Annotated in this window: 28 protein-coding genes; 15 read left to right on the top strand and 13 right to left on the bottom strand. The window is 62.7% G+C overall.

Annotated features, from left to right (window positions below; all coding sequences use genetic code 11):
- The first annotated feature begins 1 nt into the window (after position 1).
- Positions 2 to 1,903: a TRAP transporter large permease subunit gene (locus ACSQ8R_RS14700; RefSeq protein WP_436254048.1), complete on the top strand. Its 1,902-nt coding sequence runs from the start codon at positions 2 to 4 to the stop codon at positions 1,901 to 1,903.
- Positions 1,904 to 2,095: 192 nt separating this feature from the next.
- On the opposite strand, the gene ACSQ8R_RS14705 is transcribed toward ACSQ8R_RS14700, so the two are convergent.
- Complete coding sequence (locus ACSQ8R_RS14705; protein ID WP_436254049.1) at positions 2,096 to 3,202, bottom strand: TRAP transporter substrate-binding protein; 1,107 nt, start codon at positions 3,200 to 3,202, stop codon at positions 2,096 to 2,098.
- A 306-nt stretch (positions 3,203 to 3,508) separates the two neighbouring features.
- On the opposite strand from ACSQ8R_RS14705, the gene ACSQ8R_RS14710 reads away from it, so the two are divergent.
- On the top strand, positions 3,509 to 4,282 hold the full coding sequence (locus ACSQ8R_RS14710; RefSeq protein WP_436254050.1) for a gamma-glutamyl-gamma-aminobutyrate hydrolase family protein: 774 nt from the start codon (positions 3,509 to 3,511) through the stop codon (positions 4,280 to 4,282).
- Between the two features lie 47 nt (positions 4,283 to 4,329).
- Here the strand turns inward: ACSQ8R_RS14710 and ACSQ8R_RS14715 are convergent, their stop codons facing one another.
- Both ACSQ8R_RS14715 and ACSQ8R_RS14720 read right to left on the bottom strand, forming a co-directional pair.
- A complete protein-coding gene (locus tag ACSQ8R_RS14715) occupies positions 4,330 to 5,352 on the bottom strand; it encodes a LacI family DNA-binding transcriptional regulator (RefSeq protein ID WP_007756725.1) in 1,023 nt (340 codons plus the stop codon).
- Between the two features lie 110 nt (positions 5,353 to 5,462).
- Positions 5,463 to 5,963, bottom strand: a complete 501-nt coding sequence (locus ACSQ8R_RS14720; protein ID WP_436254051.1) for a MarR family winged helix-turn-helix transcriptional regulator — start codon at positions 5,961 to 5,963, stop codon at positions 5,463 to 5,465.
- A gap of 83 nt (positions 5,964 to 6,046) precedes the next feature.
- On the opposite strand from ACSQ8R_RS14720, the gene ACSQ8R_RS14725 reads away from it, so the two are divergent.
- The 5 genes from ACSQ8R_RS14725 to ACSQ8R_RS14745 all read left to right on the top strand — a co-directional run bounded on the left by ACSQ8R_RS14725 (position 6,047) and on the right by ACSQ8R_RS14745 (position 9,841).
- Positions 6,047 to 6,838, top strand: a complete 792-nt coding sequence (locus tag ACSQ8R_RS14725; protein ID WP_436254052.1) for a creatininase family protein — start codon at positions 6,047 to 6,049, stop codon at positions 6,836 to 6,838.
- 52 nt (positions 6,839 to 6,890) lie between these two features.
- A complete protein-coding gene (locus ACSQ8R_RS14730) occupies positions 6,891 to 7,145 on the top strand; it encodes a type II toxin-antitoxin system VapB family antitoxin (RefSeq protein WP_436254053.1) in 255 nt (84 codons plus the stop codon).
- Complete coding sequence (locus tag ACSQ8R_RS14735; protein ID WP_436254054.1) at positions 7,145 to 7,549, top strand: type II toxin-antitoxin system VapC family toxin; 405 nt, start codon at positions 7,145 to 7,147, stop codon at positions 7,547 to 7,549. Before ACSQ8R_RS14730 ends, ACSQ8R_RS14735 begins: the two co-directional genes overlap by 1 nt.
- Before the next feature lie 184 nt (positions 7,550 to 7,733).
- Positions 7,734 to 8,855 (top strand): CobW family GTP-binding protein, encoded by a 1,122-nt coding sequence (locus ACSQ8R_RS14740; protein ID WP_436254055.1) that lies wholly within the window; start codon positions 7,734 to 7,736, stop codon positions 8,853 to 8,855.
- On the top strand, positions 8,855 to 9,841 hold the full coding sequence (locus ACSQ8R_RS14745) for a WD40 repeat domain-containing protein (protein WP_436254056.1): 987 nt from the start codon (positions 8,855 to 8,857) through the stop codon (positions 9,839 to 9,841). Before ACSQ8R_RS14740 ends, ACSQ8R_RS14745 begins: the two co-directional genes overlap by 1 nt.
- Positions 9,842 to 10,244: 403 nt before the next feature.
- Here ACSQ8R_RS14745 and ACSQ8R_RS14750 read toward each other — a convergent pair whose 3' ends face one another.
- Positions 10,245 to 11,402, bottom strand: coding sequence for a GGDEF domain-containing protein (locus tag ACSQ8R_RS14750; protein WP_436254057.1), 1,158 nt, complete (start codon positions 11,400 to 11,402; stop codon positions 10,245 to 10,247).
- A gap of 87 nt (positions 11,403 to 11,489) precedes the next feature.
- Positions 11,490 to 12,512 (bottom strand): serine hydrolase domain-containing protein, encoded by a 1,023-nt coding sequence (locus ACSQ8R_RS14755; RefSeq protein WP_436254058.1) that lies wholly within the window; start codon positions 12,510 to 12,512, stop codon positions 11,490 to 11,492.
- A gap of 308 nt (positions 12,513 to 12,820) precedes the next feature.
- Between ACSQ8R_RS14755 and ACSQ8R_RS14760 the strand changes: the two genes are divergently transcribed.
- Both ACSQ8R_RS14760 and ACSQ8R_RS14765 read left to right on the top strand, forming a co-directional pair.
- Positions 12,821 to 13,087, top strand: coding sequence for a hypothetical protein (locus ACSQ8R_RS14760; RefSeq protein WP_037077316.1), 267 nt, complete (start codon positions 12,821 to 12,823; stop codon positions 13,085 to 13,087).
- Complete coding sequence (locus tag ACSQ8R_RS14765; protein WP_436254059.1) at positions 13,087 to 13,326, top strand: hypothetical protein; 240 nt, start codon at positions 13,087 to 13,089, stop codon at positions 13,324 to 13,326. Before ACSQ8R_RS14760 ends, ACSQ8R_RS14765 begins: the two co-directional genes overlap by 1 nt.
- Before the next feature lie 38 nt (positions 13,327 to 13,364).
- Here ACSQ8R_RS14765 and ACSQ8R_RS14770 read toward each other — a convergent pair whose 3' ends face one another.
- Complete coding sequence (locus ACSQ8R_RS14770) at positions 13,365 to 14,258, bottom strand: LysR family transcriptional regulator (RefSeq protein ID WP_436254060.1); 894 nt, start codon at positions 14,256 to 14,258, stop codon at positions 13,365 to 13,367.
- 100 nt (positions 14,259 to 14,358) lie between these two features.
- Here ACSQ8R_RS14770 and ACSQ8R_RS14775 point away from each other — a divergent pair, with 100 nt between their 5' ends.
- Together ACSQ8R_RS14775 and ACSQ8R_RS14780 are read left to right on the top strand one after the other, a co-directional pair.
- Entirely contained in the window at positions 14,359 to 15,099 is a 741-nt protein-coding gene (locus ACSQ8R_RS14775) for an SDR family oxidoreductase (RefSeq protein WP_436254061.1), read from the top strand.
- 25 nt (positions 15,100 to 15,124) lie between these two features.
- Entirely contained in the window at positions 15,125 to 15,343 is a 219-nt protein-coding gene (locus ACSQ8R_RS14780) for a tautomerase family protein (RefSeq protein ID WP_436254062.1), read from the top strand.
- A 170-nt stretch (positions 15,344 to 15,513) separates the two neighbouring features.
- On the opposite strand, the gene ACSQ8R_RS14785 is transcribed toward ACSQ8R_RS14780, so the two are convergent.
- The 3 genes from ACSQ8R_RS14785 to odc2 all read right to left on the bottom strand — a co-directional run bounded on the left by ACSQ8R_RS14785 (position 15,514) and on the right by odc2 (position 18,267).
- Positions 15,514 to 16,203, bottom strand: a complete 690-nt coding sequence (locus ACSQ8R_RS14785) for an OmpW/AlkL family protein (protein ID WP_436254063.1) — start codon at positions 16,201 to 16,203, stop codon at positions 15,514 to 15,516.
- A 241-nt stretch (positions 16,204 to 16,444) separates the two neighbouring features.
- Positions 16,445 to 17,014, bottom strand: a complete 570-nt coding sequence (locus ACSQ8R_RS14790; protein WP_436254064.1) for a GNAT family N-acetyltransferase — start codon at positions 17,012 to 17,014, stop codon at positions 16,445 to 16,447.
- A gap of 119 nt (positions 17,015 to 17,133) precedes the next feature.
- Positions 17,134 to 18,267 carry an ornithine/lysine decarboxylase gene (odc2, locus tag ACSQ8R_RS14795; RefSeq protein WP_436254065.1) on the bottom strand — a complete coding sequence of 378 codons (1,134 nt, stop codon included), beginning with the start codon at positions 18,265 to 18,267 and terminating at the stop codon, positions 17,134 to 17,136.
- 526 nt (positions 18,268 to 18,793) lie between these two features.
- Here odc2 and ACSQ8R_RS14800 point away from each other — a divergent pair.
- From ACSQ8R_RS14800 to ACSQ8R_RS14815, 4 genes are all read left to right on the top strand, one after another.
- Entirely contained in the window at positions 18,794 to 19,687 is an 894-nt protein-coding gene (locus ACSQ8R_RS14800; protein ID WP_436254066.1) for a LysR family transcriptional regulator, read from the top strand.
- A gap of 137 nt (positions 19,688 to 19,824) precedes the next feature.
- Positions 19,825 to 21,000, top strand: coding sequence for a glycosyltransferase (locus ACSQ8R_RS14805; RefSeq protein ID WP_436254067.1), 1,176 nt, complete (start codon positions 19,825 to 19,827; stop codon positions 20,998 to 21,000).
- Positions 21,001 to 21,081: 81 nt separating this feature from the next.
- Positions 21,082 to 21,726 carry a DUF1007 family protein gene (locus ACSQ8R_RS14810; protein ID WP_436254068.1) on the top strand — a complete coding sequence of 215 codons (645 nt, stop codon included), beginning with the start codon at positions 21,082 to 21,084 and terminating at the stop codon, positions 21,724 to 21,726.
- Positions 21,727 to 21,728: 2 nt separating this feature from the next.
- Positions 21,729 to 22,775: a nickel/cobalt transporter gene (locus tag ACSQ8R_RS14815; RefSeq protein WP_436255480.1), complete on the top strand. Its 1,047-nt coding sequence runs from the start codon at positions 21,729 to 21,731 to the stop codon at positions 22,773 to 22,775.
- Between the two features lie 10 nt (positions 22,776 to 22,785).
- Here the strand turns inward: ACSQ8R_RS14815 and ACSQ8R_RS14820 are convergent, their stop codons facing one another.
- The 4 genes from ACSQ8R_RS14820 to ACSQ8R_RS14835 form a co-directional block, all read right to left on the bottom strand.
- The gene (locus ACSQ8R_RS14820; RefSeq protein ID WP_436254069.1) at positions 22,786 to 23,847 is read right to left on the bottom strand and encodes an acyltransferase family protein; all 1,062 of its coding nucleotides are present in this window, start codon (positions 23,845 to 23,847) and stop codon (positions 22,786 to 22,788) included.
- A 153-nt stretch (positions 23,848 to 24,000) separates the two neighbouring features.
- Positions 24,001 to 24,207, bottom strand: coding sequence for a hypothetical protein (locus ACSQ8R_RS14825; RefSeq protein ID WP_436254070.1), 207 nt, complete (start codon positions 24,205 to 24,207; stop codon positions 24,001 to 24,003).
- Entirely contained in the window at positions 24,204 to 24,899 is a 696-nt protein-coding gene (locus tag ACSQ8R_RS14830; protein ID WP_436254071.1) for a GNAT family N-acetyltransferase, read from the bottom strand. The genes ACSQ8R_RS14825 and ACSQ8R_RS14830 overlap by 4 nt, the downstream gene beginning before the upstream one ends.
- Before the next feature lie 133 nt (positions 24,900 to 25,032).
- On the bottom strand, positions 25,033 to 25,749 hold the full coding sequence (locus tag ACSQ8R_RS14835) for a tellurite resistance TerB family protein (protein ID WP_436254072.1): 717 nt from the start codon (positions 25,747 to 25,749) through the stop codon (positions 25,033 to 25,035).
- Positions 25,750 to 25,820 lie beyond the last annotated feature (71 nt).

Raw genomic sequence — 25,820 nt, forward strand, 5'->3', positions numbered from 1 at the left:
AATGATCGATTTTATTGCCCACAACCTGCCGCTCATCATGTTCACGAGCGTGATGATGATGCTTCTGCTCGGTTATCCGGTCGCCTTCACGCTTGCGGCCGGCGGCCTTGCCTTCTTCGTCATCGGCGTCGAGCTTTCCCATATTTCGCCGCAGATCCAGCTCTTCTGGCCGCTGCTCCAGAGCCACCCGGAGCGAATCTACGGGATCATGTACAACGACACGCTGTTGTCGATCCCGTTCTTCACCTTCATGGGGATCATTCTGGAGCGTTCCCGCATGGCCGAGGACCTGCTCGACACGATCGGCCAATTGTTCGGCCCCATTCGCGGCGGACTGGCCTATGCGGTGATCCTCGTCGGCGCTCTGCTTGGCGCCACCACAGGCGTGGTTGCAGCCTCCGTCATGGCGATGGGCCTGATCTCGATGCCGATCATGCTGCGTTACGGCTATAACAGGCCCTTCGTCGCCGGGACGATTGCCGCCTCCGGCACCCTCGCCCAGATCGTGCCGCCCTCGCTGGTACTGATCGTCATGGCCGACCAGCTCGGCCGGTCGGTGGGCGACATGTATGTCGGCGCGCTTTATCCGGCCCTGCTGATCATCGCCACCTATTGCGTCTATGTCTTCGCGGTCACCATCATCAAGCCGGAATGGGCGCCGACCTTGCCGATGGAGGCACGCACGCTCGGCAACGGCGTCATGTCGCTGATCGTCATGGTCGCCATTTCCGTAGGTCTGTACTATTTCGGCCTCTACGTCCTCTTTACGGGAATCCAGAGCCCGGAATGGCGGCTGGTCGCCGCGATGGCGTTTGCCGTCGGGATTGCCTACCTCGTAGCGATCGTCAACGGAAAGCTCGAGAAAAAACTGATCTCGCGGCTCGCCGAACAGGTCATCATCGTTCTCATCCCTCCGCTGGCGCTGATCTTCCTGGTGCTCGGCACCATCTTCCTCGGCATCGCGACGCCGACCGAGGGCGGGGCGATGGGTGCGACCGGCGCTCTCATCCTGGCGCTGGCCAAGAGAAGGCTCACCTTCAGCTCGTTGAAGAGCGCGCTCGATTCGACGACCAAGCTTTCCGCTTTCGTGATGATGATCCTGATCGGAGCACGCGTCTTCGGCCTGACATTCTACGGAATCAACGGCAATGTCTGGATCGAGGAACTGCTGCTGGCGCTGCCGGGGGGAGAGTATGGCTTCCTGATCGTCGTGACGATCATCATCTTCATCCTCGGCTGCTTCCTCGATTTCTTCGAGATCGCCTTCATCATGGTGCCCCTCCTCGCGCCGGTGGCCGACAAGCTCGGCATCGACCTCATCTGGTTCGGCATCATCCTCGGCATCAATCTGCAGACCTCGTTCCTGACGCCACCCTTCGGCTTCTCGCTCTTCTTCCTGCGATCGATCGCACCGTCGGGAACCTGGGTCGACAAGGTGACCGGACGATCGATGGCAGGCGTCAAGACGACCGAAATCTATAAGGGCGTCTTCCCCTACATCGTCATCCAGTTCGTGATGATCCTGATTGTGATCGCCTTCCCGGGACTCGTCATGGTCTACAAGAGCGATCACCCGACGGTGAACCCGAATGACGTCAAGATCGAAATTCCCGGTTTCGGACAGGGCGGCTCTCAGCAGCTGACGTTACCGCCGCTCGGCGGAACGGGTGGAGCGGGATCGTCCGCGCCGTCGCTCGGCCTCCCGCCGCTTGACTTCGGAGGCGGCCCGAAGCCGTCGGGCACCGGCAACGCCCCCCAGGCACCCGCATTCGGATTGCCTCCGCTCAATCTCGGAGGCCCCGCACCCGCGGCGCCGCAGGGCGGCGCTCAGCCAGGCCCGGCAAACAGCCCGCCGGCCAATGCCGCGCCGGACCTGAGCCAGCCGCCGAAGATCAATCCCTGACCCGTTCGCCCCACGGAAAGCCCGGCATTGAACTGACCCCCTGAAATATGGACATCCATTTTCAGGGGTCGGTTCACCGGGCACCGAGGCCCTTTCGTTTGTCATTGCCAACGTTGGCGAGGCCAGAAACGAGAAAGACCCGGATCTTGCGATCCGGGTCTTTCCATTTCGAGGCTGTTTTCCGGCTGGCGATCAGAGCTTGCCGTTGCGCTGCTGGATCATCATGAAGGTGTCGTAGGTATATTCGGAGAGCTGCATCCACAGATACCCCTCCTTCTTGAAGGCGACCTGATCCTCGTAGATCTTTTTGAAGGATTCGTTGGTGGACGAGATGTCCTTGTAGACCTCGAGTGCCGCCTTGTAGCAAGCCTCGAGAATCTCCTGGCTGAAGGGCCGAAGGATCGTGCCCTCGCCGACGAGCTGCTTGACCGCAAGCGGGTTCTTCATGTCGTACTTCGCCATCATGCTGGTATTGGCGAAGGCGCAGGCGTCGGCAAGCGTGGCCTGGTAGTGCTTCGGCAGGTTGTTCCACTTGTCGAGATTGACGAAGGCGTGGATCACCGGGCCGCCTTCCCAGAACGCCGGGTAATAGTAGTATTTTGCGACCTTGTAGAAGCCGAGCTTATGGTCGTCATAAGGGCCGACCCATTCCGCTGCGTCGATCGTGCCCTTTTCCAGTGCCGGGTAGATGTCGCCGCCGGCGATCTGCTGCGGCACGACGCCAAGTTTCTCGACGACGCGGCCGGCGAGACCGGCAATACGCATCTTGACGCCCTTGAAGTCATCGACCGTATTGATCTCCTTGCGGAACCAGCCGCCCATCTGAGCGCCGGTATTGCCGGCGATCATGCCGTAAAGGTTGTGCTTGGCGTAAAACTCGTTAAGCAGCTTGTTGCCGTTGCCTTCATAGAACCAGGAGTTCGTCAGGCGGGCATTCATGCTGAACGGGATTGCCGTTCCGATGGCGAAGGTCGGATCCTTGCCGACATAGTAGTAGGAGCAGGTGTGGCACATGTCCACGGTGCCGGCGCTCACGGCATCGGCGGCCTGCAGGCCCGGAACGACTTCCCCGGCCGCATAGGTCTGAATGGTGAAATTGCCATCGGTTGCGGCGGCGACATGCTTGGCGATGTCTTCCGCGCCGCCATAGATGGTGTCCAGCGACTTCGGGAATGAAGACGTCAGACGCCAGTTTATTTTCGGGCTCGACTGCGCGATGGCCGGTGCGGCGAGCACCGTAGCGGCAGTTGCGCCGGCGCCGGTGACGGCAGCCTTCTTAAAGAATGAACGACGATCCATGAAATACCTCCCAGTAAGACAAATCGTAGGGATTATCTTGTTCCCATTCCCCCGATCCTCGGCGAGGTAAACATTTTGGCCTATGGGTTGCAAGCGCCGCAGCTAATATTCCTTAACGCGGGAACGTCTTTTGTCCTTAGACTTTCGTATCGCCCTGCTCAAACGGGATTCACAAGATATTTCAAAGCGGCAATGCTCAATCTTTGGGCAACATCAGAACGGAGAACGCAGCCTCGAACTTGACTTGAGGCGGTCTCCGGCGGCACAACGAACGGAGACGCACAGCATGTTTCGTTGGAGAGCCTGATGCCGAAACCGATCGTCGCCCTGCCCGCCGATATCCGCGAACTGGACGGAGCGATCTGGCATGCCTCGCCGAACCAGTACGTTCAGGCGGCGCTGAAGGTGGCGGATGTGATGACCTTCATCGTCCCGGCTTTCGAAGAAGGCAACGAGACCGATGCCATCCTCGACCGTGTCGACGGCGTGCTGGTTTCAGGATCGGCGACCAACGTCCACCCCTCGCTCTACGGCAGGGAGGCGACGGCCGGCGACGGGCCCTTCGATCCCGCCCGCGACGCGACCTCGCTGCCGCTGATCCGGCGGGCGATCGACCGCGGCATTCCCCTGCTCGCCATCTGCCGCGGCATCCAGGAACTGAACGTGGCATTGGGCGGCACGCTCGCCAGCGAAATTCAGGACCAGCCGGGCATCTGGGACCACCGCAAACCGGATGTGAAGGAGCGCGACGGCATGTATGCGATCCGCCAGCCGGTCTTCATCCAGGAAGGCTCCTGCATCGCCAACTATCTCGGCCTGACGGGCGAGGTCCAGGTGAACTCGCTGCATCGCCAGGCGATCGCCGAAACCGCCCCGCGGCTGAAGGTCGAAGCGACCGCAGAAGACGGCACGGTCGAGGCGGTTTCGGTCATCGACGCGAAGAACTTCGCCGTCGGCGTGCAATGGCATCCGGAATATTGGGCGGAGACCGATGCGCCGTCACGCGCGCTCTTCCAGGCCTTCGGCGATGCGGTACGCGCCTATGCGGCCCGCAAGGCGCTGACGAATGTCGCCGCTTGATGCGACCAATGGGGCGCCTGACGCTCCGAACCTTGCAGCTTTGAACCTTAGGCTCGCGGCCGGTGCACGCCGGTCGACTGGCGGATGCGCATTTCCGGCTTGATCAGGTGGATGCCGTCCGGCTCGTGGCTGCCGGCAAGGCGGTCGAGCAGGGCGCGCGCCGCAAGCCGGCCGACTTCGGTCTGGCCGTTCCAGACCGTGGTGAGTGCCGGCGTCGCGATCGAGGCTTCTTCCAGATCGTCGTAACCGGTGACGGAGATATCGTGGCCGGGCATCAGCCCGGCGCGGGCGATGCCGTTCATCAGGCCGATCGCCACCAGATCGTTCCAGCACACCGCGGCTGTCGGCTTCTGCGGCAGGGAGAGGAAATGCACCGCCGCCTCGAACCCGCCCTGCTTCGAACGGGGACCGGGGATGCGCAGGTTCGGATCGACTTCGATACCCGCCTTGCGCAGGGCGTTGACGTAGCCCTGGTAGCGGTCGCGGCCGGTCGATGTCTGGTCCGTGCCGCCGATCATGGCGATCACCCGATGCCCGAGGCCGATCAGGTGGTTGGTCGCAAGCGAAATGCCGTAGCTGTCGTCGCCGCGATAGGTCGGCAGTTCGACGCCTTCCATCGAGCGGGCAACCAGGATGGCCGGCATGCCGTTCTCCTCGGCGAGCCGCATATCCTCGATCGGCGTGCCGATCGCCGGCGACATGATCACCCCGTCACCGCCGAGCTGCAGCAGCGTTTCGATGAAGGTGCGCTGTTTTTCGACCGAATCGTAGTGGTTGGAAAGGATGAAGGTATGGCGGCTGCGGTCGAGTTCGCTTTCGATCGCTTTCAGGATTTCACCGTAGAACGGGTTCATGATGTCGTGCACCACGACGCCAATGATCCCCGAGCGGGAGGTTCTGAGGCTGGCAGCGCGGCGATTGTAGATATAGCCGAGCGCTCTCGCCTGTTCCTTGATCTTTTCCCGGGTATCGGCCGCCACGAGCGGGCTGTCGCGCAGCGCGAGCGATATCGTCGCAGTTGAAAGACCAAGGCTCTCGCCGATCGTCGACAACTTGATCTTTTGCGCCATTTCCCCCACCCGCAATGGCCGGCATCGCTATCCGACGCTCGAATTAAACTTTAAATAAACAATTTAATTCGGTGCGACAATCCTGTGACGGCGAAAATTTCAAAGGGAAATCAGTCCCCGTCGTCCGAGGCCCCGGACTGGAGATTTTGCTCGATGGTTTTCAGGAGCTTGAGGAGGGTGCGGATCTCCTTGTCGGAGAGGCCTTTTGCGGCGATCGAACCGCACTCGGAGACCGAACGGCCGATCTGCTCGACGGTCTGCAATCCGGTTTCCGTCAGGTGCACCTTGGTAAGACGCCCGTCCGTGCCGTCGGCGCGGCGTTCCAGAAACCCCTGGGCTTCCATGCGGCCGATCGTGCGGGTCATGGTCGGGGCCTTGACACCGAGTCGTATCGCCAGCTGGCCGGGGGTCATGCCGTCCTCTTCTGCAAGGATCAGGATGACGCCGTCCTGGCCTGCATAAAGCCCGCTTTCGCCGAGGCTGCGGCTGAGTGCGGTGCGCATGGAGCGGGCGGCCTGGGTGATCGCCGGAGCAAGGTCGGTGGCCGAAAGGCCTTCCATTTCCTTCTTCTTGCCGGACTTGGCTTTTTTGTCGCCCTTCTTCTTACTCATTCGCTCCGCCCGTTTTGCCCTAAAGAAGTAGCCGTTATATCTGTAGCGCGCTACCCATATCGAAACCGGGAAACCACCGCCAGATGTCGCACCCTTCGCCACGCTATCATGACAATGATACGACACTTGCGTCCACAGAAAGGCGAGACTGGATCGCCGTCCTGCCGCTCGGCGCCCACGAACAGCACGGCCCGCATCTGCCCTTCGAGACCGACACGCTGATCGCCGAAGGCCTCGTCGCGCGCCTCATCCCTGCCCTGCCGGCCAGCCTGCCGGTGACATTCCTGCCCACCGAGCCCGTTGGTTATTCGATAGAGCATATGGATGTCACCGGTACGAAGACGCTTGCCTTCGACGAGGCCGTTTACCGCTGGCTCGGGCTTGCGGGCGATCTTCATGCCAGGGGCATCGGCAAACTGGTGCTGCTCAACGCCCATGGCGGCAATTCGCCGCTCATGACCATCGTCGCGACCGAGGCACGGATACGCTTCGGCATGCTGGTCGTCGCGACAAGCTGGACCCGTTTCGGGCAGCCCGCCGGCTGGATCGCACCGGAGGAGAAGGCGATCGACATCCACGGCGGAGACATCGAGACCTCGGTCATGCTGGCGCTCCATCCGGACAGGGTCGATATGGCCAGGGCCGGGAACTTCCCGTCCCGCCAATCGGATTTTTGCCGCGACTTCAGGCATCTGCGTGCCTACGGCCCGCATGCCTTCGGCTGGAAGATGTCCGACCTCAACCCCACGGGCGTCGCCGGCAACGCGGCGGCGGCAGCCGCCGAACGGGGTGAACTGCTGGTCGCGCATGCTGTAAAGGGGATTATCGAGCTGCTGGAGGATGTGGCACGGTTTGATCTCCGAACATTGAAGTAGGAAGAAGCTACGCAGTGTGCGATATTAGGCTACACGCTTGAGGTAGCCGCGGATGACGCTGAATATCCGAAACGAAGAGGCCGATGCATTGGCCCGTGAACTGGCCCGTATCGACGGAACGACCATCACCGACGCGGTGATTTCCGCATTGAAGGAAACCATCGACAAACGTATCCGCCAGGAAACACCTCGCGAGACCGCAACGAGAATTCTCACGCAACGCGGCCTTGCCTTCAAGGCGGACAGGCAGCCTGTACCGCTCGACGCCTATCACGATCTCGATCACCAGATCGGGGATGACCGCTGATGTTCGTCGATGCCTGCGCGATCGTCGCGATGATGGCTGGCGAGGAGACTGCGGAAGCCTACGAAACGGCGCTTCTACAGGCAAAGTCGCCTTTCACTTCACCATTGGCTGCTTGGGAAGCGATCATCGTCCTGTCGCGCCCGGATCAGCTGGATTGCCTTTATCGGGAAGCGGAAGGCGCTATCGTTGAATGGCTGGATGCGCGGGGCATTGAGATTCGCGAGGCCGGATCGCCTCGGCAGCTTCTGAATTATGCAGTCGCAGTCGCCGAGAGGCACGGGATTGGGCGCCGATATCTCAGCAATTTTGACTGCTTTCACTATGCCTATGCCAAGGTGACGGAGCAGCCGCTTCTGACGCTCGACCAGCTTCTGCGCCAGACGGACGCCGAAACGAGGCCGTGAGGATCAAGCCGCCCAGGCTCCCCCACAACCGCCACCGCCGGGGTAGCAGCCATGCCTGGCGCCAGCCGCAATTCCGATGTGATCTTATAACATACAAACCCTTTGAACTCGTCCCGGCTTGCCCTTATATGAGACGAACAAAGCTTCCGCGCCGATCGTGCGCTCTCAAGTCCTCGAGGTTTTCATGACCGAAACAGCCACCGTCAAGCCCGTTCCCGTCACCGTGCTCACCGGTTATCTCGGTGCCGGCAAGACGACGCTCCTCAACCGTATCCTCTCCGAAAGCCACGGCAAGAAATACGCGGTCATCGTCAACGAGTTCGGCGAGATCGGCATCGACAACGACCTGATCGTCGAGTCGGACGAAGAAATCTATGAAATGAACAACGGCTGCGTCTGCTGCACGGTGCGCGGCGACCTGATCCGCGTCGTCGAGGGACTGATGCGCCGCCCGGGCCGCTTCGACGGCATCATCGTCGAGACCACTGGCCTTGCCGATCCGGTGCCGGTCGCCCAGACCTTCTTCATGGATGACGACGTGCGCGCCAAGACCGAGCTCGACGCCGTCGTCGCCCTCGTCGACGCCAAGCACCTGCCGCTGCGCCTCAAGGACAGCCGCGAGGCTGAAGACCAGATCGCCTTCGCCGACGTCGTCGTCATCAACAAGACCGACCTCGTTTCGCCGGAAGAACTGGCGATCATCGAGGACGTGGTTCGCGCCATCAACCCGACCGCCCGCGTCTACAAGACCAGCCGCTCCGGCGTCGATCTCGCCCGCGTGCTCGACCAGGGCGCCTTCAACCTGGAACGCGCCCTCGAAAACGATCCGCACTTCCTGGACCACGGCCATGACGACCATGTCTGCGGCCCCGATTGCGACCATGACCATGGGCATGACCACCATCATCATGACCACGACCATCATGCGCATGACCATGATCACGATCATCACGGCCACGATCACCACCATCATCACCACGGCGAGATGTCGCCGATCCATGACGTGACGGTGAAGTCGATCTCTTTGCGCGGCGGCGAGATGAACCCGGAACGGTTCTTCCCCTGGATCCAGAAGATCACCCAGACGGACGGCCCGAGCATCCTACGCCTCAAGGGCATCATCGCCTTCAAGGGCGACCAGGAACGTTACGTCGTGCAGGGCGTCCACATGATCGTCGAGGGCGACCACCAGCGCCCGTGGAAGGACGGCGAGAAGCGCGAATCGCGCCTCGTCTTCATCGGCCGCGACCTCGATGTCGACAAGATCGAGAAGAGCTTTAGGGCTTGCGAGGCCGTTGCTGCCTGATGCCGACTGTCGCACCGCTTGATCTCGAAGGCCATGTCGTCGCCGCGCATTTCCTCGGCGACGTCCCGTTCTTTGCCACCGCCGCCGGAACGATCCACCGCCTGGATGGCGGAGAGAAAGTGACCGAGGCCCATCAGGGACTGCTCACCTGCATCCGCGATCCGTTCAGTGCCACGCTGCTGACCGGCGGCGAGGATGGCAAGGTGATGCGCATCGGCAGCGATGGCGAGGCGACGCTCGTCGCCGAAGCGCCGCGCAAGTGGATCAGCGTCGTCGCGGGCGGGCCGCAGAATGCGGTCGCCTATGCTTACGGCAAGTCGAGCTTCGTGAAGCTGAACGACGGTACGCTGAAGGAGTTTCCCGAGGAGCGCAGTGTCGAAGGCCTCGCGTTTGCGGGCAAGGGCCTCAGGATCGCGGCGGCTCGCTACAATGGCGTGTCGCTGCACTGGGTCGGCACCAACGCGCCGCCGGTCGATCTCGAATGGAAGGGCGCCCACAACGCCGTCACCTTCTCGCCGGACGGACGTTTTCTGGTGACCACCATGCAGGAAAATGCGCTGCACGGCTGGAAGCTGGACGGCAAGCCGGGTGAAAACCGCCATATGCGGATGACCGGTTATCCGGCCAAGGTGAAGTCGCTGTCCTGGTCGCCGAAGGGCAAGTGGCTCGCCTCGTCGGGCGCGCCGGCGGCAATCGTCTGGCCGTTTTCGGCCAAGGACGGCCCGATGGGCAAGGCGCCGCAGGAACTCGGCACCCGCGCTAATATCATGGTCACCTCTGTGGCTTTCCACCCTGCCGAGGAAGTGCTCGCCATCGGCTTCATCGACGGCATGATCCTCGGCGTAAGGCTCGCCGACGCAAAGGAGGCCCTGTTGCGCCGGCCCGGCAAGGGCGGCATCACCGGATTGAGCTGGAGTGCCAGTGGCAAGCTCGTTGCCTTCGCTTCCGATGCCGGCGATTGCGGCGTCATCGATATCGCAGCCTGAAATCTCGCAGCACGAATAGCCGCGGCGGAGAAGTCTCCGCCGCGGCCTGGTCCATGCGGGGTGGGCAGGCCGCTTCTATGAAGTGGTATGGGTGTCAGGCTGTGTTGCCTGCCCGATCGCCCCGGTATTGTCCGGAAGGCTGGTCTGGAAGGGTCTGGCTTCCGAAACCCGGTCCCTTCCGGCGGTCAGCGCCCTGACGACGCCTTCCCGACCGTGACGACCATCACCGGACGCCGGATGCTCTCCGTGGGATGCGACCCGGTTCGCGACCCGGCCCCTGCCCTGTGACGCAACCAATATAACCGCGCCTTCGCAGGCGGGGATGGCGCGGAAACATTTCGACGGCAAATTGCTTCAAACCAAAAGGGAATTTCGCTTCTCCGCTGCGAAATCATCCCCGCCTTCACGCCGCATGGCGGTCTTCCTCGAACGTATCGATGCCGTCGCGGCCGTTGCGCTTGCGGGCATAAAGCGCCTGGTCGGCTCGCTGCAGCAGGGCCTCGAGGTCGCCGGGGCCGCATATCTCGGTCGCCACGCCGATGCTGAGTGTCGGTTGAACGACAAGGCCCTCCATTTCGGCGAGGGAAGCGGCAAAGGCGGCGCGGATCTTCTGGGCAGTCTCGACGGCCTTTTCGACCGGGCTTCCTTTGAGGACGATCACGAATTCGTCCCCGCCCTGTCGCGCGAAGAGATCGCGGCTGCGCAGGTGCTGGGACGCCGAAGAGGTGAACCTCCGCAGCACCTCGTCGCCGACCGCGTGTCCATGCGTATCGTTGAGCAGCTTGAAGCGATCGACATCGACAAGCATTAGTGCGACCGGCCCCGCCTCCAGACCGGCATAGGAACGCATCAGCCCGCCGCGATTGAGCACGCCGGTCAGGGCGTCGCGGTCTGCCAGGTAGCTTAGTCTGTTTCCCGCCCGTTCGGCCGCCATCAGATTGATGACGATGCTTCGCAGCGCCAGGAAAGGTGCCGCCCAGAGCCCCAGCCAGGCATCGGCGCCGTTGCCGGCGGCAAACAGGCCGCCTTCGCCGATCCAGCCTGTGACGGCAAGGACGGTGCGTGCCGCGAAGATGGCGGCAGTTGGCACATAGATCGCCGCGACGAGCCATGCCGAACGCAGTCTTTCCTGCCGTGCGAGGCGAACGCCCTCCAGCATCACCATTAGATCGCCGAGCGCGCAGACCAGCGAGAACATGGCGATGCGCTGCGCGGCGCTGGCATCGTCCCGCCACAGGAGGATCAACGGCGTCGAAAGAATGGCAAGGATCAGCCAGCTCCGACCCCAGCGGGCCGGGCGACCGCCGAAAAGCCGGACGGAGACGATCAGCAACAGGTAGCCGACAAGAATCAGGTTGTTGCCGATCAGGATCGAGACGACGTCCGGCAACACGTTTCGCAGCCCGATGCTGAGCAGGCCGGCTCCAATGACGATGCCGCTGGCGCTCCACCAGAACAGCCAGCGTTCGAACCGGCCGCTGGAATAGGCGATCATCTGGACGACGCCCAGGACCGAGCAGGTCACGGCAGAGACGATATAGATCGTCCGCAGATCCAGCATGAAAACCCCCTTGGCGACGCGGGGGATCCTAGTGTCAGACGGTTACGATTCGGTGTGTCCGGTCACTCAAGTTTAAGCAAATCGGCTTCACACGGCGCGGATGGCTCCGATGATTTCGGCGAGCAGGCTGTGCAGGTCGTCGCGATAGCCGTTGCGGGCCGAGGGACCGTTCTCGTCAGACGTCATCACCACGGTGAGGCCGAGCGACGGTACGATGTAAAGCATCTGCCCGCCATAACCCCAGCCGAACTTGACCTCTTCCCCGCCGATATTGCGCAGGAACCAGCCGTATCCGTAACCATCGCCGGAAAAGCGCGAATTGGTGTGCGGCGTCCAGGACTGGTCGATCCAGTCCTTCGAGACGATCTCCCGGCCGTCCTTCGTCCTGCCGCCATTGCGATAGAGTTCGCCGAAAGCCAGAAGCGAGCGGGCGGTCATCGCCATCTGGTTACCGCCAAGATAGATGCCCTGGCGGTCCCGTTCCCAGGAGCCGATCCGGAAACCCTCGACCGGTGCCAGCCATTCGCGCGCCAGCGCCAGGGTCGATTTGCCGCCCACCTTGGTGAGGATCGCCGAAAGCAGGTGGCTGGAGGCGGTGGAATAGAGCATCGAGCCGCCGGGATCGTCGTCGAACGGCTGGGCCAGCGCGAACCGCACCCAGTTGCGGCTTGCCACCCAGCGGCCATAGTTCGGCCCCGACAGCCGCCCAAGGCCCGCCTGCATCGAGAGCAGGTTGCCGATGGTGATCGCGTGGATGCGCGGATCCGGATTTGCCGGCAGGTCGGCCTTCAGGATCGGCGCGATCGTCTGGTCGGGACCTTCGAGCAGCCGGCGGTCGATGGCGATGCCTGTCAGGGCCGAGACGATCGATTTCGAGGCCGACTTGATATTGGTCGAAGCGTCCAGCGAGTGACCGTTGAACGCCCGTTCGGCGATTATTTCGCCATTGCGGGCCACAAGCACGACCTTGAGCGGCTCCAGTTCCGCCGCACCGCCAAGCACGGTGGCAAGCGTCACGGGCGGCTGCGGCACCGGTGCGCCCTGCGCAAGGCTGCGGGTCGCGGTCAAGACGAATGGCAGGGAGAGGAGGGTCGTGCGGCGTGTGATCATGCACCGAAGCTAGGACCCCAAGCCGGTCGAGACCATCGCGGAAAGGCCGGTTTCACGCAGAGATGATGCAGTGTGAGGATGGATGGGGGTGCGGCAATCCCACAAGGGGCCCACAAGGAGGAGGTGCTCCACGCAGCCGGTTTCAAGCAACCTCCACATTCCTGCGGCCCCAACCATCACCACCAGTGGAGCGACAGGAGAAAGCAGTGTATTGGACCATCCCGACCGTCTTAATCGTTGCCTGCCCGATTCCCGCCGCGGGACCGGGCCTGCAGCGCCGGACAGCCGTTTATACGATCGGATACGACATGGCCAAGGCACCCAAGACTGAACATTCCGAACTCGCCGGCGAATTCACCGACGACGGCATTACCGTGCTGGTCGATATCTACCGCCCTGCCGGCACCCAGGGCGACTGGACGCTCGAAGTCATCACCGAAGAGGATGACGTCACCACCTGGGAAGAGCCGTTTCCGACCGACCGCGAAGCGTTCGACGAATTCCTGGCGACCGTCGAGCGCGACGGCATCCGCTCCTTCTTCGGCGAACCCGAGCCCAACCCCGCGGTGCACTGATGAAGAAGGTCGAAGACCTCACCACATCTGCCAGGACCATGCACGACCGCTATGCATCGGGCCGCATGGACCGCGAAATCGTCCGCCAGTGGGTGATGGGGCTGAGCATGTATCCGGAACCCTATGGGCGGCATATCCAGGAGGCGGCCGCCTGGTTCAAGCCTTCGCGCGACGACATGGACCCGGTCGAGCTGAAGATCGCCGACCTGGCCAGGCTCCAGGCGATCTATCGGCCGTAAGACAGTTTCCCTTCATTCGAAATATGGTCCAGCGAGCTTCAAAGCCCCGCTTCGGCGAACACCTTGACGATCCAGTCGAGGAAGACGCGCACCCGCGGCGAGAGCTGGCGGTTCTGTGGATAGAGCGCTGAAAGCGGCGTCGGTGGCGGCGGAAAATCGGCAAGCACTTCGACGAGGACGCCCTCGTCGATATCCCGCTGCAGACGATAGCGCGGCGCCTGCATCAGCCCGAAGCCGCGGCGGGCGAGATCGACCATCGTGTCCGAATTGTTGACCGTCAGCCGGCTTGGAAGGGTGACGTAGCGAACCTCCCCCCCGACCGTGAATTCGAGCGGCATGATCTGGCCGGTGCGCGACGAGAGGAAGCCGATCGCGAAATGCCCGTCCAGCGCATCGGGTGATCTCGGCACGCCATGTTTCTCGACATAGGTCCGGCTGGCACAGGTGATCTCCGTGATCGTCCCGAGCCGGCGCATGATCAGCCCGCTGTCGTCGATCTCGCCTGCCCGGATGACGCAATCCACGCCTTCGCGAACGAGATCCACCAGCCGGTCGCCCTGGCCGATCTGCAGGTCGAGGAGGGGATAGCGGTCGAGGAATTCTTGAAGGCGGGGCAAGAGGAACGTACGGGTCAGGAACCCGTGCGCATCGACCCTGAGCAGTCCGCGTGGCTGGGCATCCCGAAAGATGTTCTCCGCCTCATCGACCTCCGCCAGGATGGCAAGACAACGCTCGTAGAAGGCCCGGCCGTCGAGCGTCGGAGTGACACAGCGCGTCGTTCGCTCCAGGAGCCGCGTGCCGATCGCCTCCTCGAGCTGCTTGACGGCCTCGGTGACGGTCGAGCGGGCAAGGCCGAGATCGGCGGCGGCAGCGGAAAAGCTGCGTCGTTCGACAATCCGGACAAAGAGCTGCATGCGGTCGAGGCGATCCATAGATTTGTTCACCACAGACGAATTGTTATGTCAATTCACAGGCAATTGTTCTTGTCCGGTGTCAGCAGTATCTCCTGCCTACCAACCAAGGAGAGATCCCATGACCACCAACGCACAGCGCGTCGCGATCGTTACCGGCGCTTCGAAGGGTATCGGCAGAGCCATCGCGCTCCGCCTCGCTGAGGACGGCATCGCCGTCGTCGTGAACTATGCGAACAGCCGGCAGGCCGCCGACGAGGTCGTTGCACAAATTCAAGCAGGCGGCGGCAAGGCGGTCGCGGTCCAGGCGGATGTCGGCAGCCCGTCAGCCGCCGCAACCCTGTTCGACGCCGCGGAACAGGCTTTCGGCGGTGCCGACATCCTCGTCAACAATGCCGGCGTGATGCGGCTTGCGCCGCTCGCAGAGATGGATGACGAAGCCTTCGAAACACTGCTTGCCATCAACCTGACCGGCACGTTCCGAGGCATTCGCGAAGCAGGCCGGCGGCTGCGCGACGGCGGCCGCATCGTCAACTTCTCCTCCAGCGTCGTCGGCGCCTACGGTCCGGCCTATGGCGGTTATGCCGCGACCAAGGCCGCCGTCGAAGCGCTGACCCACGTCGCCTCGAAGGAACTCGGCCGACGCAAGATCACCGTCAACGCGGTCGCTCCCGGCCCAGTCGAAACCGAGCTGTTCATGACCGGCAAGACCGACGAACTGGTCTCGAACATCGTCAAAACCATCCCGCTCGGCCGGCTCGGCCAGCCGCAGGACATCGCCGCCGTTGTCTCCTTCCTCGCCGGCCCGGACGGCGGCTGGGTCAACGGCCAGGTGCTGCGCGCCAATGGCGGCATGATCTGAGACACCAAAACCAAAGGATAGAACAATGCCATTCGTGAACATCAAGACGCCCGAAGCCGCCCTCAGCAGAGCCCAGAAACAGGAGATCGTCCACCGCACCACCGAGATGCTGGTCGAATACATGAGCGAGGCCGCACGGCCCCACACCATGGTGCTGATCGAGGAGGTCAAGGATGGCGGCTACGGCCGCGCCGACGAGATATTCGTCATCCCGGATTCCTATCGCGCCAAGGACAGCGATTGAAAAATCGCGCGCTCACGCACTCGCCGGCCCTCCCGCCGGGCGAGTGCGTAACGACGACGTATTCGTCATCGACGGCGGCACCGCCGCTCCGCATGCGTTGAAAACCAAAAACAAAGGCCGGCGCCACCTGGCTGGCGCCGGCCCTGCCCCCTGCCGCCCTTGTTATTTTTCTAGAAGCGGTAGGTAACGCCTGTCCCGATCAGCCAGGGATTGATCTTCGCCTTGCCGCTCAGCGGCCCAAGCACGTCGTGATCGGCCTTCCACTTGGTTTCGAGGAAGATCTTCTTGACGTCGAAGTTCACGCCCCAGTGCTGGTCGATCATGTAGTCGAAACCGACCTGCAGGGCGGCGCCGACATGGTTGTCGACGTCGAGATTGTGGAAGCCCGGCTTGTTCGACTGATTGTAGAAGAGCGAATAATTGACGCCGGCACCGACATACGGCTTGAAGGCGCCGAAATCGGTAAAATGGTACTGCAGCGTCAGCGTCGGCGGCAGAAGCCAGGCGCGGCCGACCGGCACGCCGACGGCACCGTCTTCCTTGATGTTCGCATAGGTCGTGCCGAGGACCAGTTCGGCGGCGATGTTGTCGGTGAAGAAGTAGCTGATATCGAGCTCGGGGATGACCGAGTCGGAATAGGACAGGTCCGAACCCGCAACCCCGTTGACCGAACCGCGATCCTCAGTGATGACGCCCAGGCCGCGCACGCGGATCTGCCAGGGGCTTTGGCCGGTTGCGGCCTCCTGCGCCACCGGGGCGACCGGTGCCGGCGTCAGATCCGCCGCAGCCGCCCCGAATGCGAAAAAAGCCGCCCCCGCGCCTGCGATCCATCTCAGATGCCGTGCCCCGCTCGTGTTCATGTGAACTCTCCTTGATTGCGTATTGATCTTGCAGGGAGAGGCTTAGGAGCGGGCGTCAGGAGTCGGATTGATCAGGATCAACCGCTGCCGGCGGATACGCGGTTGCGCGTCGAAAGGGAGAATTTGTCGCACGAAAAACCCCGCCTCCCCTTGGGCGTTCCAAAGGGAGGCGGGGTTTGGGCAGATCGTCGGGGCGCGAGGCCTTGAGTGCTGAATGCCTTCAGTCGAAACTCGACCTTTGTCAGGCCAGCTTGCGCCCGTTGGCGACGATCATGCCGGCGGCACCTTCCAGCCAGCCGGCCTTGAGTTCGAGCGCCAGGAAACGAGAGCGCTCGAAGGGGCCGGGCATGACGAGATGCCGGGTCTTGTCGGCGAAGAAGCCGAACCGCTCGTAATAGGCCGCGTCACCGACCAGCAGGATCGCGCCGTGGCCGCGCTTGTGGGCCTCGGCGATCGCCGCGCGCATCAGGGCGGCGCCGATGCCCCGCCCTTCCTGGGCGGAATCGACCGCAAGCGGACCGAGCAGCAGCGCGTCGAGCGGCTGACCTTCGGGCGCGATGCCGGCTTCGACGTTCCACAGACGTACGGTGCCGATCACGTGGCCGGCGCCGTCGCGGGCAACGATGGCAAGGCCTTCGGCCGGTACTCGGTTGCGGCGGATCTTTTCCGACGACTTCAGCCTACGATCCGGGCCCATGGCGCGGTCGAGCAGGGTTTCGCGGGCGACCACGTCGGCCGGCGTTTCGGCGTCGATGGTGAAAGTGGAATTCGGCGCAAAGAATGCGCGTACAGAATCAAGAACAGCGGCCATCTTGGCCTCCCGTACCCAATACCGTTATCAGCGGCGATGAAGAGGAATTGTGAATTTGCCGCCCCGGCTGGTTACGGGGCCGGCGGCAGTGATACGCCTTCGGGAGCGGAAATCCGCCCTTAGATGACGTAGGCCTTCAGGGGGTCGAAACCGTTGAAGGCGACGGCCGAGTAGGTCGTCGTATACGCGCCGGTGCCTTCGATCAGAACCTCGTCGCCGATCGTGAGCGTCACGGGCAGCGGATACATGTTCTTCTCGTACATCACGTCGGCGCTGTCGCAGGTCGGGCCGGCGAGCACGCAGGGCTCCATCTCGTCGCCGTCCCGCTCGGTGCGGATCGGGTAACGGATGGCCTCGTCCATGGTTTCAGCGAGACCGCCGAACTTGCCGATGTCGAGGAAGACCCATCGGTGATTGTCATTGTCCGACTTCTTCGACACCAGCACGACTTCAGCCTTGATGACGCCCGCATTACCGACCATGCCGCGACCCGGCTCGATGATCGTCTTCGGCAGGTTGTTGCCGAAATGCTTGCGCAGCGAAGCGAAGATCGCCTTGCCGTATGCTTCGGCAGACGGCACGTCGCGCAGGTACTTGGTCGGGAAACCACCGCCCATGTTGACCATCTGCAACACGATGCCCTGTTTGGCGAGCTGGCCGAAGACGCGCTTGGCATCGGCAAGAGCCGCATCCCAGGCATCGACCTTGGTCATCTGCGAACCGACATGGAAGGACACGCCGTAGGACTCGAGGCCCATCTGGTGCGCGTAGACGAGCACGTCGACGGCCATCTGCGGCACGCAGCCGAACTTGCGCGACAGCGGCCATTCGGCGCCTTCGCCATCGGTCAGCACGCGGCAGAACACCTTCGAGCCGGGAGCAGCGCGGGAAATCTTCTCGACTTCCTCATGGCTGTCGACGGCATAAAGGCCAACGCCGAGCGCGAAGGCGCGAGCGATGTCGCGTTCCTTCTTGATCGTGTTGCCGAAGGAGATGCGGTCGGCGGAAGCGCCGGCATCGAGGGCCATCTGGATCTCGGCGACCGAGGCGCAGTCGAAGTTGGAACCCATCGAAGCGAGCAGCTTCAGGATTGCCGGTTCCGGGTTGGCCTTGACCGCATAATAGATCGCGCTGTCCGGCAGTGCATGACGGAAGGCGTTGAAATTATCGCGCACGACGTCGAGATCGACGACAAGAAACGGTCCTTCGGGACGCTGGGTCTTGATGAAGTCGCGGATACGAGCAGTGGTCATGGTCAGTCCCTTCAAATCTCAAAGCTCCGGCTGTGAACCGGAGGACAAAGGACGGATGAGAATGCGCCAGGACCGGTCGGTGGAGACACCGGTTCCTTGACACGCTCAAACGCGCGATAAGTGGATCAACGTTCTGCCACGAACAATGATCCGGCTTTGTCTGCCATGGATTGGAGGGAGGTCCCTACCGCACTTCCGGCAATGATGGTGTGCCTCTTCAGTAACCCCCGCTGATGGAAAGCAGGGAGAGAACAAAAAGGCCCGCACCGTCGTTGCTTCAGATGTCCTCGCATTTCCCGGATGGCCGGAATAGCGACTGGAGGGGTTAGTTCCAGGTACCTTACCGATGACCTCACCAAATAGAGGGTCGGCGGACACCCACGGGCACGTGCGACTTTGGGCTGACCGGGAGATAAGAATATTCGCGGTCATAATCAAGAGTTTTTTTTGCCCATCATCGAATTTCGCATTGCACAACTTCGTGCAAAATCCCAACTAGGATCGACCAGACCAAAAGGGGCGACATTTGGACACACTGACACGCATGCGGGCCTTCATCGATGTGGTTGAAGCGGAAGGCTTTTCGGCCGCCGCCCGACGGACCGGGCGATCGAAGGCGCTGCTTTCCAAATACGTCCGCGAGCTGGAGGACGATCTCGGCGCGCTGCTGCTCAACCGCACGACTCGCCAGTTCTCGATGACCGAGGCCGGCCATACCTATTACCGGACCGCCGCCGACATCCTGAAGGAGATCGACAACCTCGCCGACCTGGTGCGCGAGAACAATGCCGACCTGAAGGGCCGGCTGCGGGTTTCCGTGCCCCGCACCTTCGTCGATGCGGAAGTCGGCCAGTCGCTGATCGATTTCGCCAAGAGCCATACGGAAGTGTCGCTGGAAATCGTCGCCGAGGACCGGTTCGTCGATCTGATCGAGGAAAATTTCGACCTCGCGATTCGAATCACCAAGCTCGAGGATTCCGGGCTGATCGCCCGAAAGCTTTCGGATTTCCGCGTCTATACGGTGGCGACCGCCGATTTCGTCGCGAGATACGGCCCGCTGCAACATCCGCAGGACCTGAACCGCGTCCCCTTCATCATCGACACCAATTCCCGCTGGCACAACAATGTGCGCTTCACCGACAAGGACGGCTCGACCATCTCGGTCGCCGTCAGCGGCCCGGTCGAAATCAACAGCCCGCAGGCGACATTGCGCGCGGCGCGAGCGGGCTTGGGCGTGGCGATCATCCCGGATTTCATCGCCAATGCCTCGATCCAGTCGGGCGAGCTGGTGACGCTGTTCGATGACTATATCGCCAAGGACCGCGGCATATATGCGGTCTATCCGCATCGTCGCTACCTGCCGGCGAAAGTGAGAAGCTTCGTCGATTTCCTCTCCGCCTGGTTCCGCCGCCAGCATTGAGGGGCCGCGCCCCTACCGCGAACGAGGTAATGTCTCCGCGACAAGTCGACCTATTGGCCGGCTTGATCGAGCTTGTCGTCGATCAGCATAGTGGGTCGAGCGTGCAGAAGCCTCGACACCGCGGAGGATCGATACCCATGCAGAAAAGCCTGGCGATGTTCGTATCGGCCCCGGTGATCGAGGCCGGGAGCGGTACGCTGGTGCTCGACAAGAAATTCGTCTCCGGCATGGCGCTGCATGTGCAGCACTGGTCGGGACCGGTCACCTGTTTCATCCGGCGCGGCGCGACCGACATACCCTTCGGCGGTCGCTACGAGATCGGCGACCTGAATTTCCGGGTGCGGCTTCTGGAGCCCGAAGAACGGGTCTCGGCGGATCATCTCGCCGATTTCGACCTCGCGCTGCTGTCGGGCGATTCCTATCTGGACCTGTTGCCACCGGCGGTGATCCGGCAGGCGAAGAGCGCCGTAGTGTATTCGATCGAATACACCCACCAGACCCGGCTGCAGATCATTTCCCTCGACGACACCCGAAGCCTGCCGCGCAAGATATACGGCATGGCCTGGACGGTGATGCAGGAATACAAGCGCAAGCGCGCCTTCCGCGCCGCCCGCGGCATCCAGGCCAATGGTTATCCCGCCCACACCGCCTACCACAACATGGGCGGCAGCCAGATCCTCTATCTCGACAACCGGATGAAACCGGCGATGTTCGCGACACCGGAGGAAATGAGCGCGCGAAAACGGCATCTCCTGGGCGGCGAACCGTTGCGGCTCATCCATTCCGGCCGGCTCGAACCGATGAAGGGCTCGCAGGACCTCGTTCCGATCGCCAGGCTACTCAACGAACGCGGCGTGGATTTCACGCTGACCATCTACGGCGAAGGAAGCCTTTCCGGCGAGATCGCCGCGGACATCCACAAGCACTGGCTTCAGGACTGCGTCTTTCTCAGAGACCCGGTGGATTTCGAGCGGGAGCTCGTGCCGCTGACGCGCAACCGTGCCGATATCTTCCTCAGCTGCCACAGGCAGTCGGATCCCTCCTGCACCTATATCGAGACGATGGGCTGTGGCGTTCCGATCACCGGTTACGACAACAGGATGTGGTCGGCGCTGATGGCCGAATCGAAAGCCGGCTGGGTCGCCCCGCTTGGCGATATCAATGCCATGGCCGAGCGGATCGCGGGCCTCGACAGGGATCGTCCGTCGATTCTGGAGCGCGGCGAAAACGCGCTTCTGTTCGCCAAGGGCTGGGATTTCGAAAGCCAGTTCCGCAAGCGCATGGAGCATCTGGAAAATCTGACCAGGCACTAGACTTGGCCCCCGTTCGAGTCGAAATTCCGTCTCATTTGCGCTGCACTGCAAGGGGCGGACGAACCGGGAGCCATAAGGCGGATGCGATATCGAGTCTTGACCATTGCCGCGCTGGCGGCGGCCTGTATTCCCCTGCCCGCACTCGCCCATCCGCACATCTTCGCCGAGGCCCGGCTCGAAGTGGTGGCCGGCACCGACGGCAATGTCGCGGAACTGCACAATGTCTGGCGGTTCGACGAGGTCTTCTCCTCGAGCGTGCTGCTCGATTTCGACAAGAACACCGACCTGAAGCTCGACGCCAAGGAACTCGCGGCGCTCGGCGAGGTGATGCGCAAGTCGCTCGGCGACTACCACTATTTCACGACGATCACGGTGAACGGCGCCAATGTCGGGGTGCAGAAGCCGGATGTAATCCACGTCTCGCTCGACGGCAACCAGCTCCTGGTCCTGTTTGCGGTCAAGCCCGAAAAGCCGGTGCCGCTCAAGGGCCGGTTGACCTTCGGTGTCTACGACCCCTCGATGTACACCTCGATCGACTTCCCGACCGATGGCGACCTGATCGTCAAGGGCGACGGTTTTTCGCATTGCCAGCACAAGGTGGTGCGGCCCGATCCCGACGAGGTGATCTCGCAGAACAGCACGTCGCTGACCGACGCCTTCTTCAACGATCCGACCGGCACCGACATGTCGAAACTCTTCGCTACCCGACTGGAGCTGACATGCTGAAGATGCGCCGTGCCTTCTCCCCTTCGGTCGTGGTCGCTGCCCTTCTCATCGTTGCGGCAGCAGGCATGGTGATGGCGGGGCCGGCGCACGCGCAATCGCCGCTCGGCGTCGGTTCGGCCGAGCCCTCCTTTTCGGTCGGCGGGCCGCTCGGTCCGTTTTTCGCCTGGATCAATTTTTACCAGCAGTCCTTCTACCGGGCGCTGACCGGTTCGCTGAAGGCGATGCGCGAGGACCCCTGGGCCTTGTCCGGCCTGATCGGGCTGTCGTTCGCCTATGGCGTCTTCCATGCCGCCGGCCCCGGCCATGGCAAGGCGGTGATCTCCTCCTACATGATCGCCAACGAGATCGAACTCCGGCGCGGCGTCGTCATCTCGTTCATATCGGCGTTGCTGCAGGGCGTGGTGGCGGTGCTGCTCGTGGGTGCGGCCTATCTCGTGCTGCGCGGCTCGGGCATCACCATGACGGCGGCGACCCAGGCGATGGAGATCGCCAGCTTCGCCATGGTCGCCCTCTTCGGCGCCTGGCTGCTGGTGAAGAAGATCCGGGCGCTCCGGATGCGCGTCGTCAGCATGCCGGTCGCCGCCCCAGCCGGCAACGGGCGCGGCCCGACCGGGCTCAATTTCCAGGCGGTCGAGATCGACGACCACGACTACCAGGGCACAGGCGATTATTGCGAGACCTGCGGCGTCAGCCACATGCCCGATCCGGCGATGCTGAAGTCGAAGGATTTCCGCCTGCACGAAGCCTGGTCGGCTATCATTGCGGTCGGCCTGCGCCCCTGTTCCGGGGCGATCCTGGTGATGAGTTTTGCGCTTTTGAACGGCCTCTATCTCGGCGGCGTTCTGTCGGTCCTCGCCATGTCGATCGGCACGGCGATCACGGTCACCATCCTTGCGACGCTCGCCGTCACCGCCAAGGACCTTGCCGTCCGTTTTGCCGGCCCCGGCTCGAGGACGGGACGGCGGATCACCCATGCGATCGAGATCGGCGGCGCGCTGTTCGTCCTGCTGGTCGGCCTTTCGCTGCTCGGCGCGGCACTGCAGGCCTGACGCCGGTCAGTCAAACCGCAGGCCTCCTTGCGAAGGCCGCGCTGCCCTTGCGCATCAATTGCCGGCAGGGCCGCTCGATCGCGACGTGCAGCAGCCAGGACACGGCTATCACCACCATGCTGGTCGCTACGGTTGCTACCACGTTGCGGGTGACGAAATCGGTATTGCCGAGCCTGCCCTCGATCATGCCCCAGACGCCTAGCGCCCGGTAATGGGTGAGATAGACGGCAAAGGAAATGTCGCCGAGGAAATGCAAGGGGCGGGAGGCGAAGAAACCCGAGAACATGCCCCGGTCGGTGCTGAGACAGAAGATCAGCGAGATGATCAGCAGATACGCCGGGAAATCCGAATCGTGGAAGGTCAGCGTCAGTATCGCCAGCGCCGCCACGCAGATCTGCACCGACGTGCGCGCGGCAAAGGACGCCGCGGCCGTGTTGTTGTGCACACGCCAGACGAGCTGGCCGAGGGTGAAGCCCGCAAGACAGCGGATCAGCGTGAAGGGCGCGGCGATCAGGTCGAGCAGGCCCTGGGCGATGCTGGAACCGATATAGTGGCGGGAGGCCGCAAGCGTCAGGATGAAGATCGACAGGATCGCTCCGCCCCCGAGAAGCGCCGCCGCCGTCCGGCTCGATTTCAGGCACAAAAGGCCGATCACGGGAAACAGCAGGTAAGCGATCATTTCGGCGCTGACCGACCATGCGGGTGGGTCGATGCTCGGCCAGTTGCCGAGCGCCTGCAGCATCAGGACATTCGAGAGAAAGACCTCCGGCCCGATATCCAGCTGGAAGGATTTGACGAAGGCGAGCGCGATGAACGCCAGCGTCACGGCGAGGTAGAGCGGATAAATCCGGGCGATGCGATGCCACAGGAAATCCCCGAACCGGAACGCACCGGACAGGAATAACGGCCCGTAGACATGCGCCATGACGAAGCCGCTCAAGATGAAGAACAGATCGACGGACAGGTATCCGTGATTGAGGAAGGTGGAGAGCGCCCCGTTCGACGGAATCCGGTCGAGCTCGAAATGGTAGATCATCACGAACACGGCCGCCGCTCCGCGAATGCCCGTCATCGACCTGATTTCGCCCGCCGCCATCGCAGTGCCCCAAGGACCTATAAACTAGGCTCCGAGGGCAACTTACAGGGGCGGCGACAAGGCGCAATCCGGCTTTCCGGCTAGGCGGCTACGCCTTAGGACTGCGGCCGGATGGCGCGGGAGTAGCGGTCAGCGACCCCGATTGCGCTGATAGCGCGCCCGCAGCCAGAAGATCGCAAAGAAACCGAGCAGCAGCAGCGACCCGACGACGACGGCGAGCACCGGGGAAAACTGGGCGAACCACATGACGATGGTCGGCAGGAAATAGATCACCAGTCCGACGCCGAGGAGAATGACCGCGGCGGCGACCGCCTGCGACTTTGCTTCGGGCGTCATGCCACCGCTCCTTTGGCGAGCTCGGCGCGGATATCTTCCAGCCGTCGCTTCTGCGCGCCGTCCGCCTCGAAATTGTCGGGCGAAAGCCATGCTTCGAACGCGGCCTTCAGGAGCGGCCATTCGACGTCGATCATCGAGAACCAGGCGGTGTCGCGATTGGCGCCCTTGGAGATGACGTGCTGGCGGAAGACACCTTCGAAGGTAAAACCGTAGCGGCGGGCGGCCGCCTTGCTCGGCTCGTTCTCGTTGTGGCATTTCCATTCGTAGCGGCGGTAGTCGAGCCCCTCGAACACGTGCCTGGCCATCAGGTAATGCACTTCGGTCGATAGCGGCGAGCGCTTCATGTCGGCGCCGTGCGCGACCGAGCCGACCTCGATGACGCCGTTCTTCGGGTCCGGCCGCATGTAGCTCGCCATGCCCACGACCTTGCCGGTCGCATTGTCGCGCGAGACGAGCGTCACGAAGCTGGAATGGACGCGGGCGTTTTCCAGCCAGTCGCCGAAGCCGTTCACATCGGTGAAATCGTCGTTCGGGAAATATTTGAGAAGCGGATTGATGCCCTCGGCGCCCCCGAGACCGTCCCACAATGCCTGGAGATGGGTCTCCCGGTCATAGGGTTCGAGCGTCACGAACCGGCCCTTGAGCGTGACCGGAGCGGGGGCGGCCACTTTGTAGTTTTTCAGATCGCGCATATCAGCCTCTTCTATCGTGGCTGAGGCTTAGGCCAGCGGCGGGGGAAAGGCAACGGGTGGCAGGGAGTACGTTGCCCCCTCCCGCACGGTGCGAGGTGACGAGCCCGCTGCGGTGACCAAACCGCCCGAGGTCTCAGACCCTCACCTTCGCCGCCGAGACTGTCGCGTCGATATGCTCGATCAGCGCATCGTTCAAGCCGAGACGGCCCGCCAGCAGGTCGAGATAACCGCGCTCGGCGCGGGTGTCCGGATCAATGGTCAGGCGCGAGGCGGCGTAGATCTCGACCTTCTGTTCTTCAGTGCGGGCAGCTGTGACGAGATCGTCGATATCGACAGGATTTGCGAGTTCGTTCTCGATGAAGGCTTCCGCCTCGGCGCCGAGATCGACCGCATGCACCTTGTCCATGATGTTGGCGCGCTCGCCGGCGTCGATATGCCCGTCGGCCTTGGCGGCGGCGATCATTGCCCGCACCAGCGTCAGCGCGAAATCATTGGTGAGAGCGGGAGACTGCGGGTGGAACGGTGAATCCGTGGGCGGCGTCAGCAGCGGCTTTTCCGTCTGAGGTGCCGGCTGCGGCACGGCTTCGGGCGACTTGCCGGACTGATAGTTCTTGTAGGCGAGATAGCCGAGGCCGGCGATCGCAGCGATACCGCCGACCGCTGCCACATTACCGGCAATGTTACGGCCGGTCTTGGTGCCGAGGACGGCGGCGAGGATCGCGCCGGTAGCGAGCGGATTGTTCTTGGCGAGCTGGGTCGCCTGCCCTGCCCGGTCTTTCACGCTTCCTCCCGACATGCCCGGAATCTGCGAGCCCAGAAATTGGTCGAGAAGTTTTTTCGCGTCGAACATCGCACATCTCCCTGTTGTGTTTCCGGGGAGAGATAGGCATTCGACCATGAAATTGCAAAGGCCGGTTGCGG

This window comes from Neorhizobium sp. LjRoot104, assembly GCF_964253725.1.
In the GTDB taxonomy this organism is placed as follows: domain Bacteria; phylum Pseudomonadota; class Alphaproteobacteria; order Rhizobiales; family Rhizobiaceae; genus Neorhizobium.

Bases quoted from the DNA above. Each gene is read 5' to 3' on its own strand.
- ACSQ8R_RS14710 (WP_436254050.1), top strand. From the start codon at position 3,509: ATGCCGAAACCGATCGTCGCCCTGCCCGCCGATATCCGCGAACTGGAC.
- odc2 (WP_436254065.1), bottom strand. From the start codon at position 18,267: ATGACCACTGCTCGTATCCGCGACTTCATCAAGACCCAGCGTCCCGAA.
- ACSQ8R_RS14830 (WP_436254071.1), bottom strand. From the start codon at position 24,899: ATGCGCGATCTGAAAAACTACAAAGTGGCCGCCCCCGCTCCGGTCACG.
- ACSQ8R_RS14835 (WP_436254072.1), bottom strand. From the start codon at position 25,749: ATGTTCGACGCGAAAAAACTTCTCGACCAATTTCTGGGCTCGCAGATT.
- ACSQ8R_RS14755 (WP_436254058.1), bottom strand. From the start codon at position 12,512: ATGATCACACGCCGCACGACCCTCCTCTCCCTGCCATTCGTCTTGACC.
- ACSQ8R_RS14735 (WP_436254054.1), top strand. From the start codon at position 7,145: ATGTTCGTCGATGCCTGCGCGATCGTCGCGATGATGGCTGGCGAGGAG.
- ACSQ8R_RS14775 (WP_436254061.1), top strand. From the start codon at position 14,359: ATGACCACCAACGCACAGCGCGTCGCGATCGTTACCGGCGCTTCGAAG.
- ACSQ8R_RS14730 (WP_436254053.1), top strand. From the start codon at position 6,891: ATGACGCTGAATATCCGAAACGAAGAGGCCGATGCATTGGCCCGTGAA.
- ACSQ8R_RS14750 (WP_436254057.1), bottom strand. From the start codon at position 11,402: ATGCTGGATCTGCGGACGATCTATATCGTCTCTGCCGTGACCTGCTCG.
- ACSQ8R_RS14740 (WP_436254055.1), top strand. From the start codon at position 7,734: ATGACCGAAACAGCCACCGTCAAGCCCGTTCCCGTCACCGTGCTCACC.
- ACSQ8R_RS14810 (WP_436254068.1), top strand. From the start codon at position 21,082: ATGCGATATCGAGTCTTGACCATTGCCGCGCTGGCGGCGGCCTGTATT.
- ACSQ8R_RS14720 (WP_436254051.1), bottom strand. From the start codon at position 5,963: ATGAGTAAGAAGAAGGGCGACAAAAAAGCCAAGTCCGGCAAGAAGAAG.
- ACSQ8R_RS14725 (WP_436254052.1), top strand. From the start codon at position 6,047: ATGTCGCACCCTTCGCCACGCTATCATGACAATGATACGACACTTGCG.
- ACSQ8R_RS14815 (WP_436255480.1), top strand. From the start codon at position 21,729: ATGCGCCGTGCCTTCTCCCCTTCGGTCGTGGTCGCTGCCCTTCTCATC.
- ACSQ8R_RS14715 (WP_007756725.1), bottom strand. From the start codon at position 5,352: ATGGCGCAAAAGATCAAGTTGTCGACGATCGGCGAGAGCCTTGGTCTT.
- ACSQ8R_RS14790 (WP_436254064.1), bottom strand. From the start codon at position 17,014: ATGGCCGCTGTTCTTGATTCTGTACGCGCATTCTTTGCGCCGAATTCC.
- ACSQ8R_RS14700 (WP_436254048.1), top strand. From the start codon at position 2: ATGATCGATTTTATTGCCCACAACCTGCCGCTCATCATGTTCACGAGC.
- ACSQ8R_RS14780 (WP_436254062.1), top strand. From the start codon at position 15,125: ATGCCATTCGTGAACATCAAGACGCCCGAAGCCGCCCTCAGCAGAGCC.
- ACSQ8R_RS14770 (WP_436254060.1), bottom strand. From the start codon at position 14,258: ATGGATCGCCTCGACCGCATGCAGCTCTTTGTCCGGATTGTCGAACGA.
- ACSQ8R_RS14785 (WP_436254063.1), bottom strand. From the start codon at position 16,203: ATGAACACGAGCGGGGCACGGCATCTGAGATGGATCGCAGGCGCGGGG.
- ACSQ8R_RS14745 (WP_436254056.1), top strand. From the start codon at position 8,855: ATGCCGACTGTCGCACCGCTTGATCTCGAAGGCCATGTCGTCGCCGCG.
- ACSQ8R_RS14825 (WP_436254070.1), bottom strand. From the start codon at position 24,207: ATGACGCCCGAAGCAAAGTCGCAGGCGGTCGCCGCCGCGGTCATTCTC.
- ACSQ8R_RS14760 (WP_037077316.1), top strand. From the start codon at position 12,821: ATGGCCAAGGCACCCAAGACTGAACATTCCGAACTCGCCGGCGAATTC.
- ACSQ8R_RS14705 (WP_436254049.1), bottom strand. From the start codon at position 3,202: ATGGATCGTCGTTCATTCTTTAAGAAGGCTGCCGTCACCGGCGCCGGC.
- ACSQ8R_RS14805 (WP_436254067.1), top strand. From the start codon at position 19,825: ATGCAGAAAAGCCTGGCGATGTTCGTATCGGCCCCGGTGATCGAGGCC.
- ACSQ8R_RS14820 (WP_436254069.1), bottom strand. From the start codon at position 23,847: ATGACGGGCATTCGCGGAGCGGCGGCCGTGTTCGTGATGATCTACCAT.
- ACSQ8R_RS14765 (WP_436254059.1), top strand. From the start codon at position 13,087: ATGAAGAAGGTCGAAGACCTCACCACATCTGCCAGGACCATGCACGAC.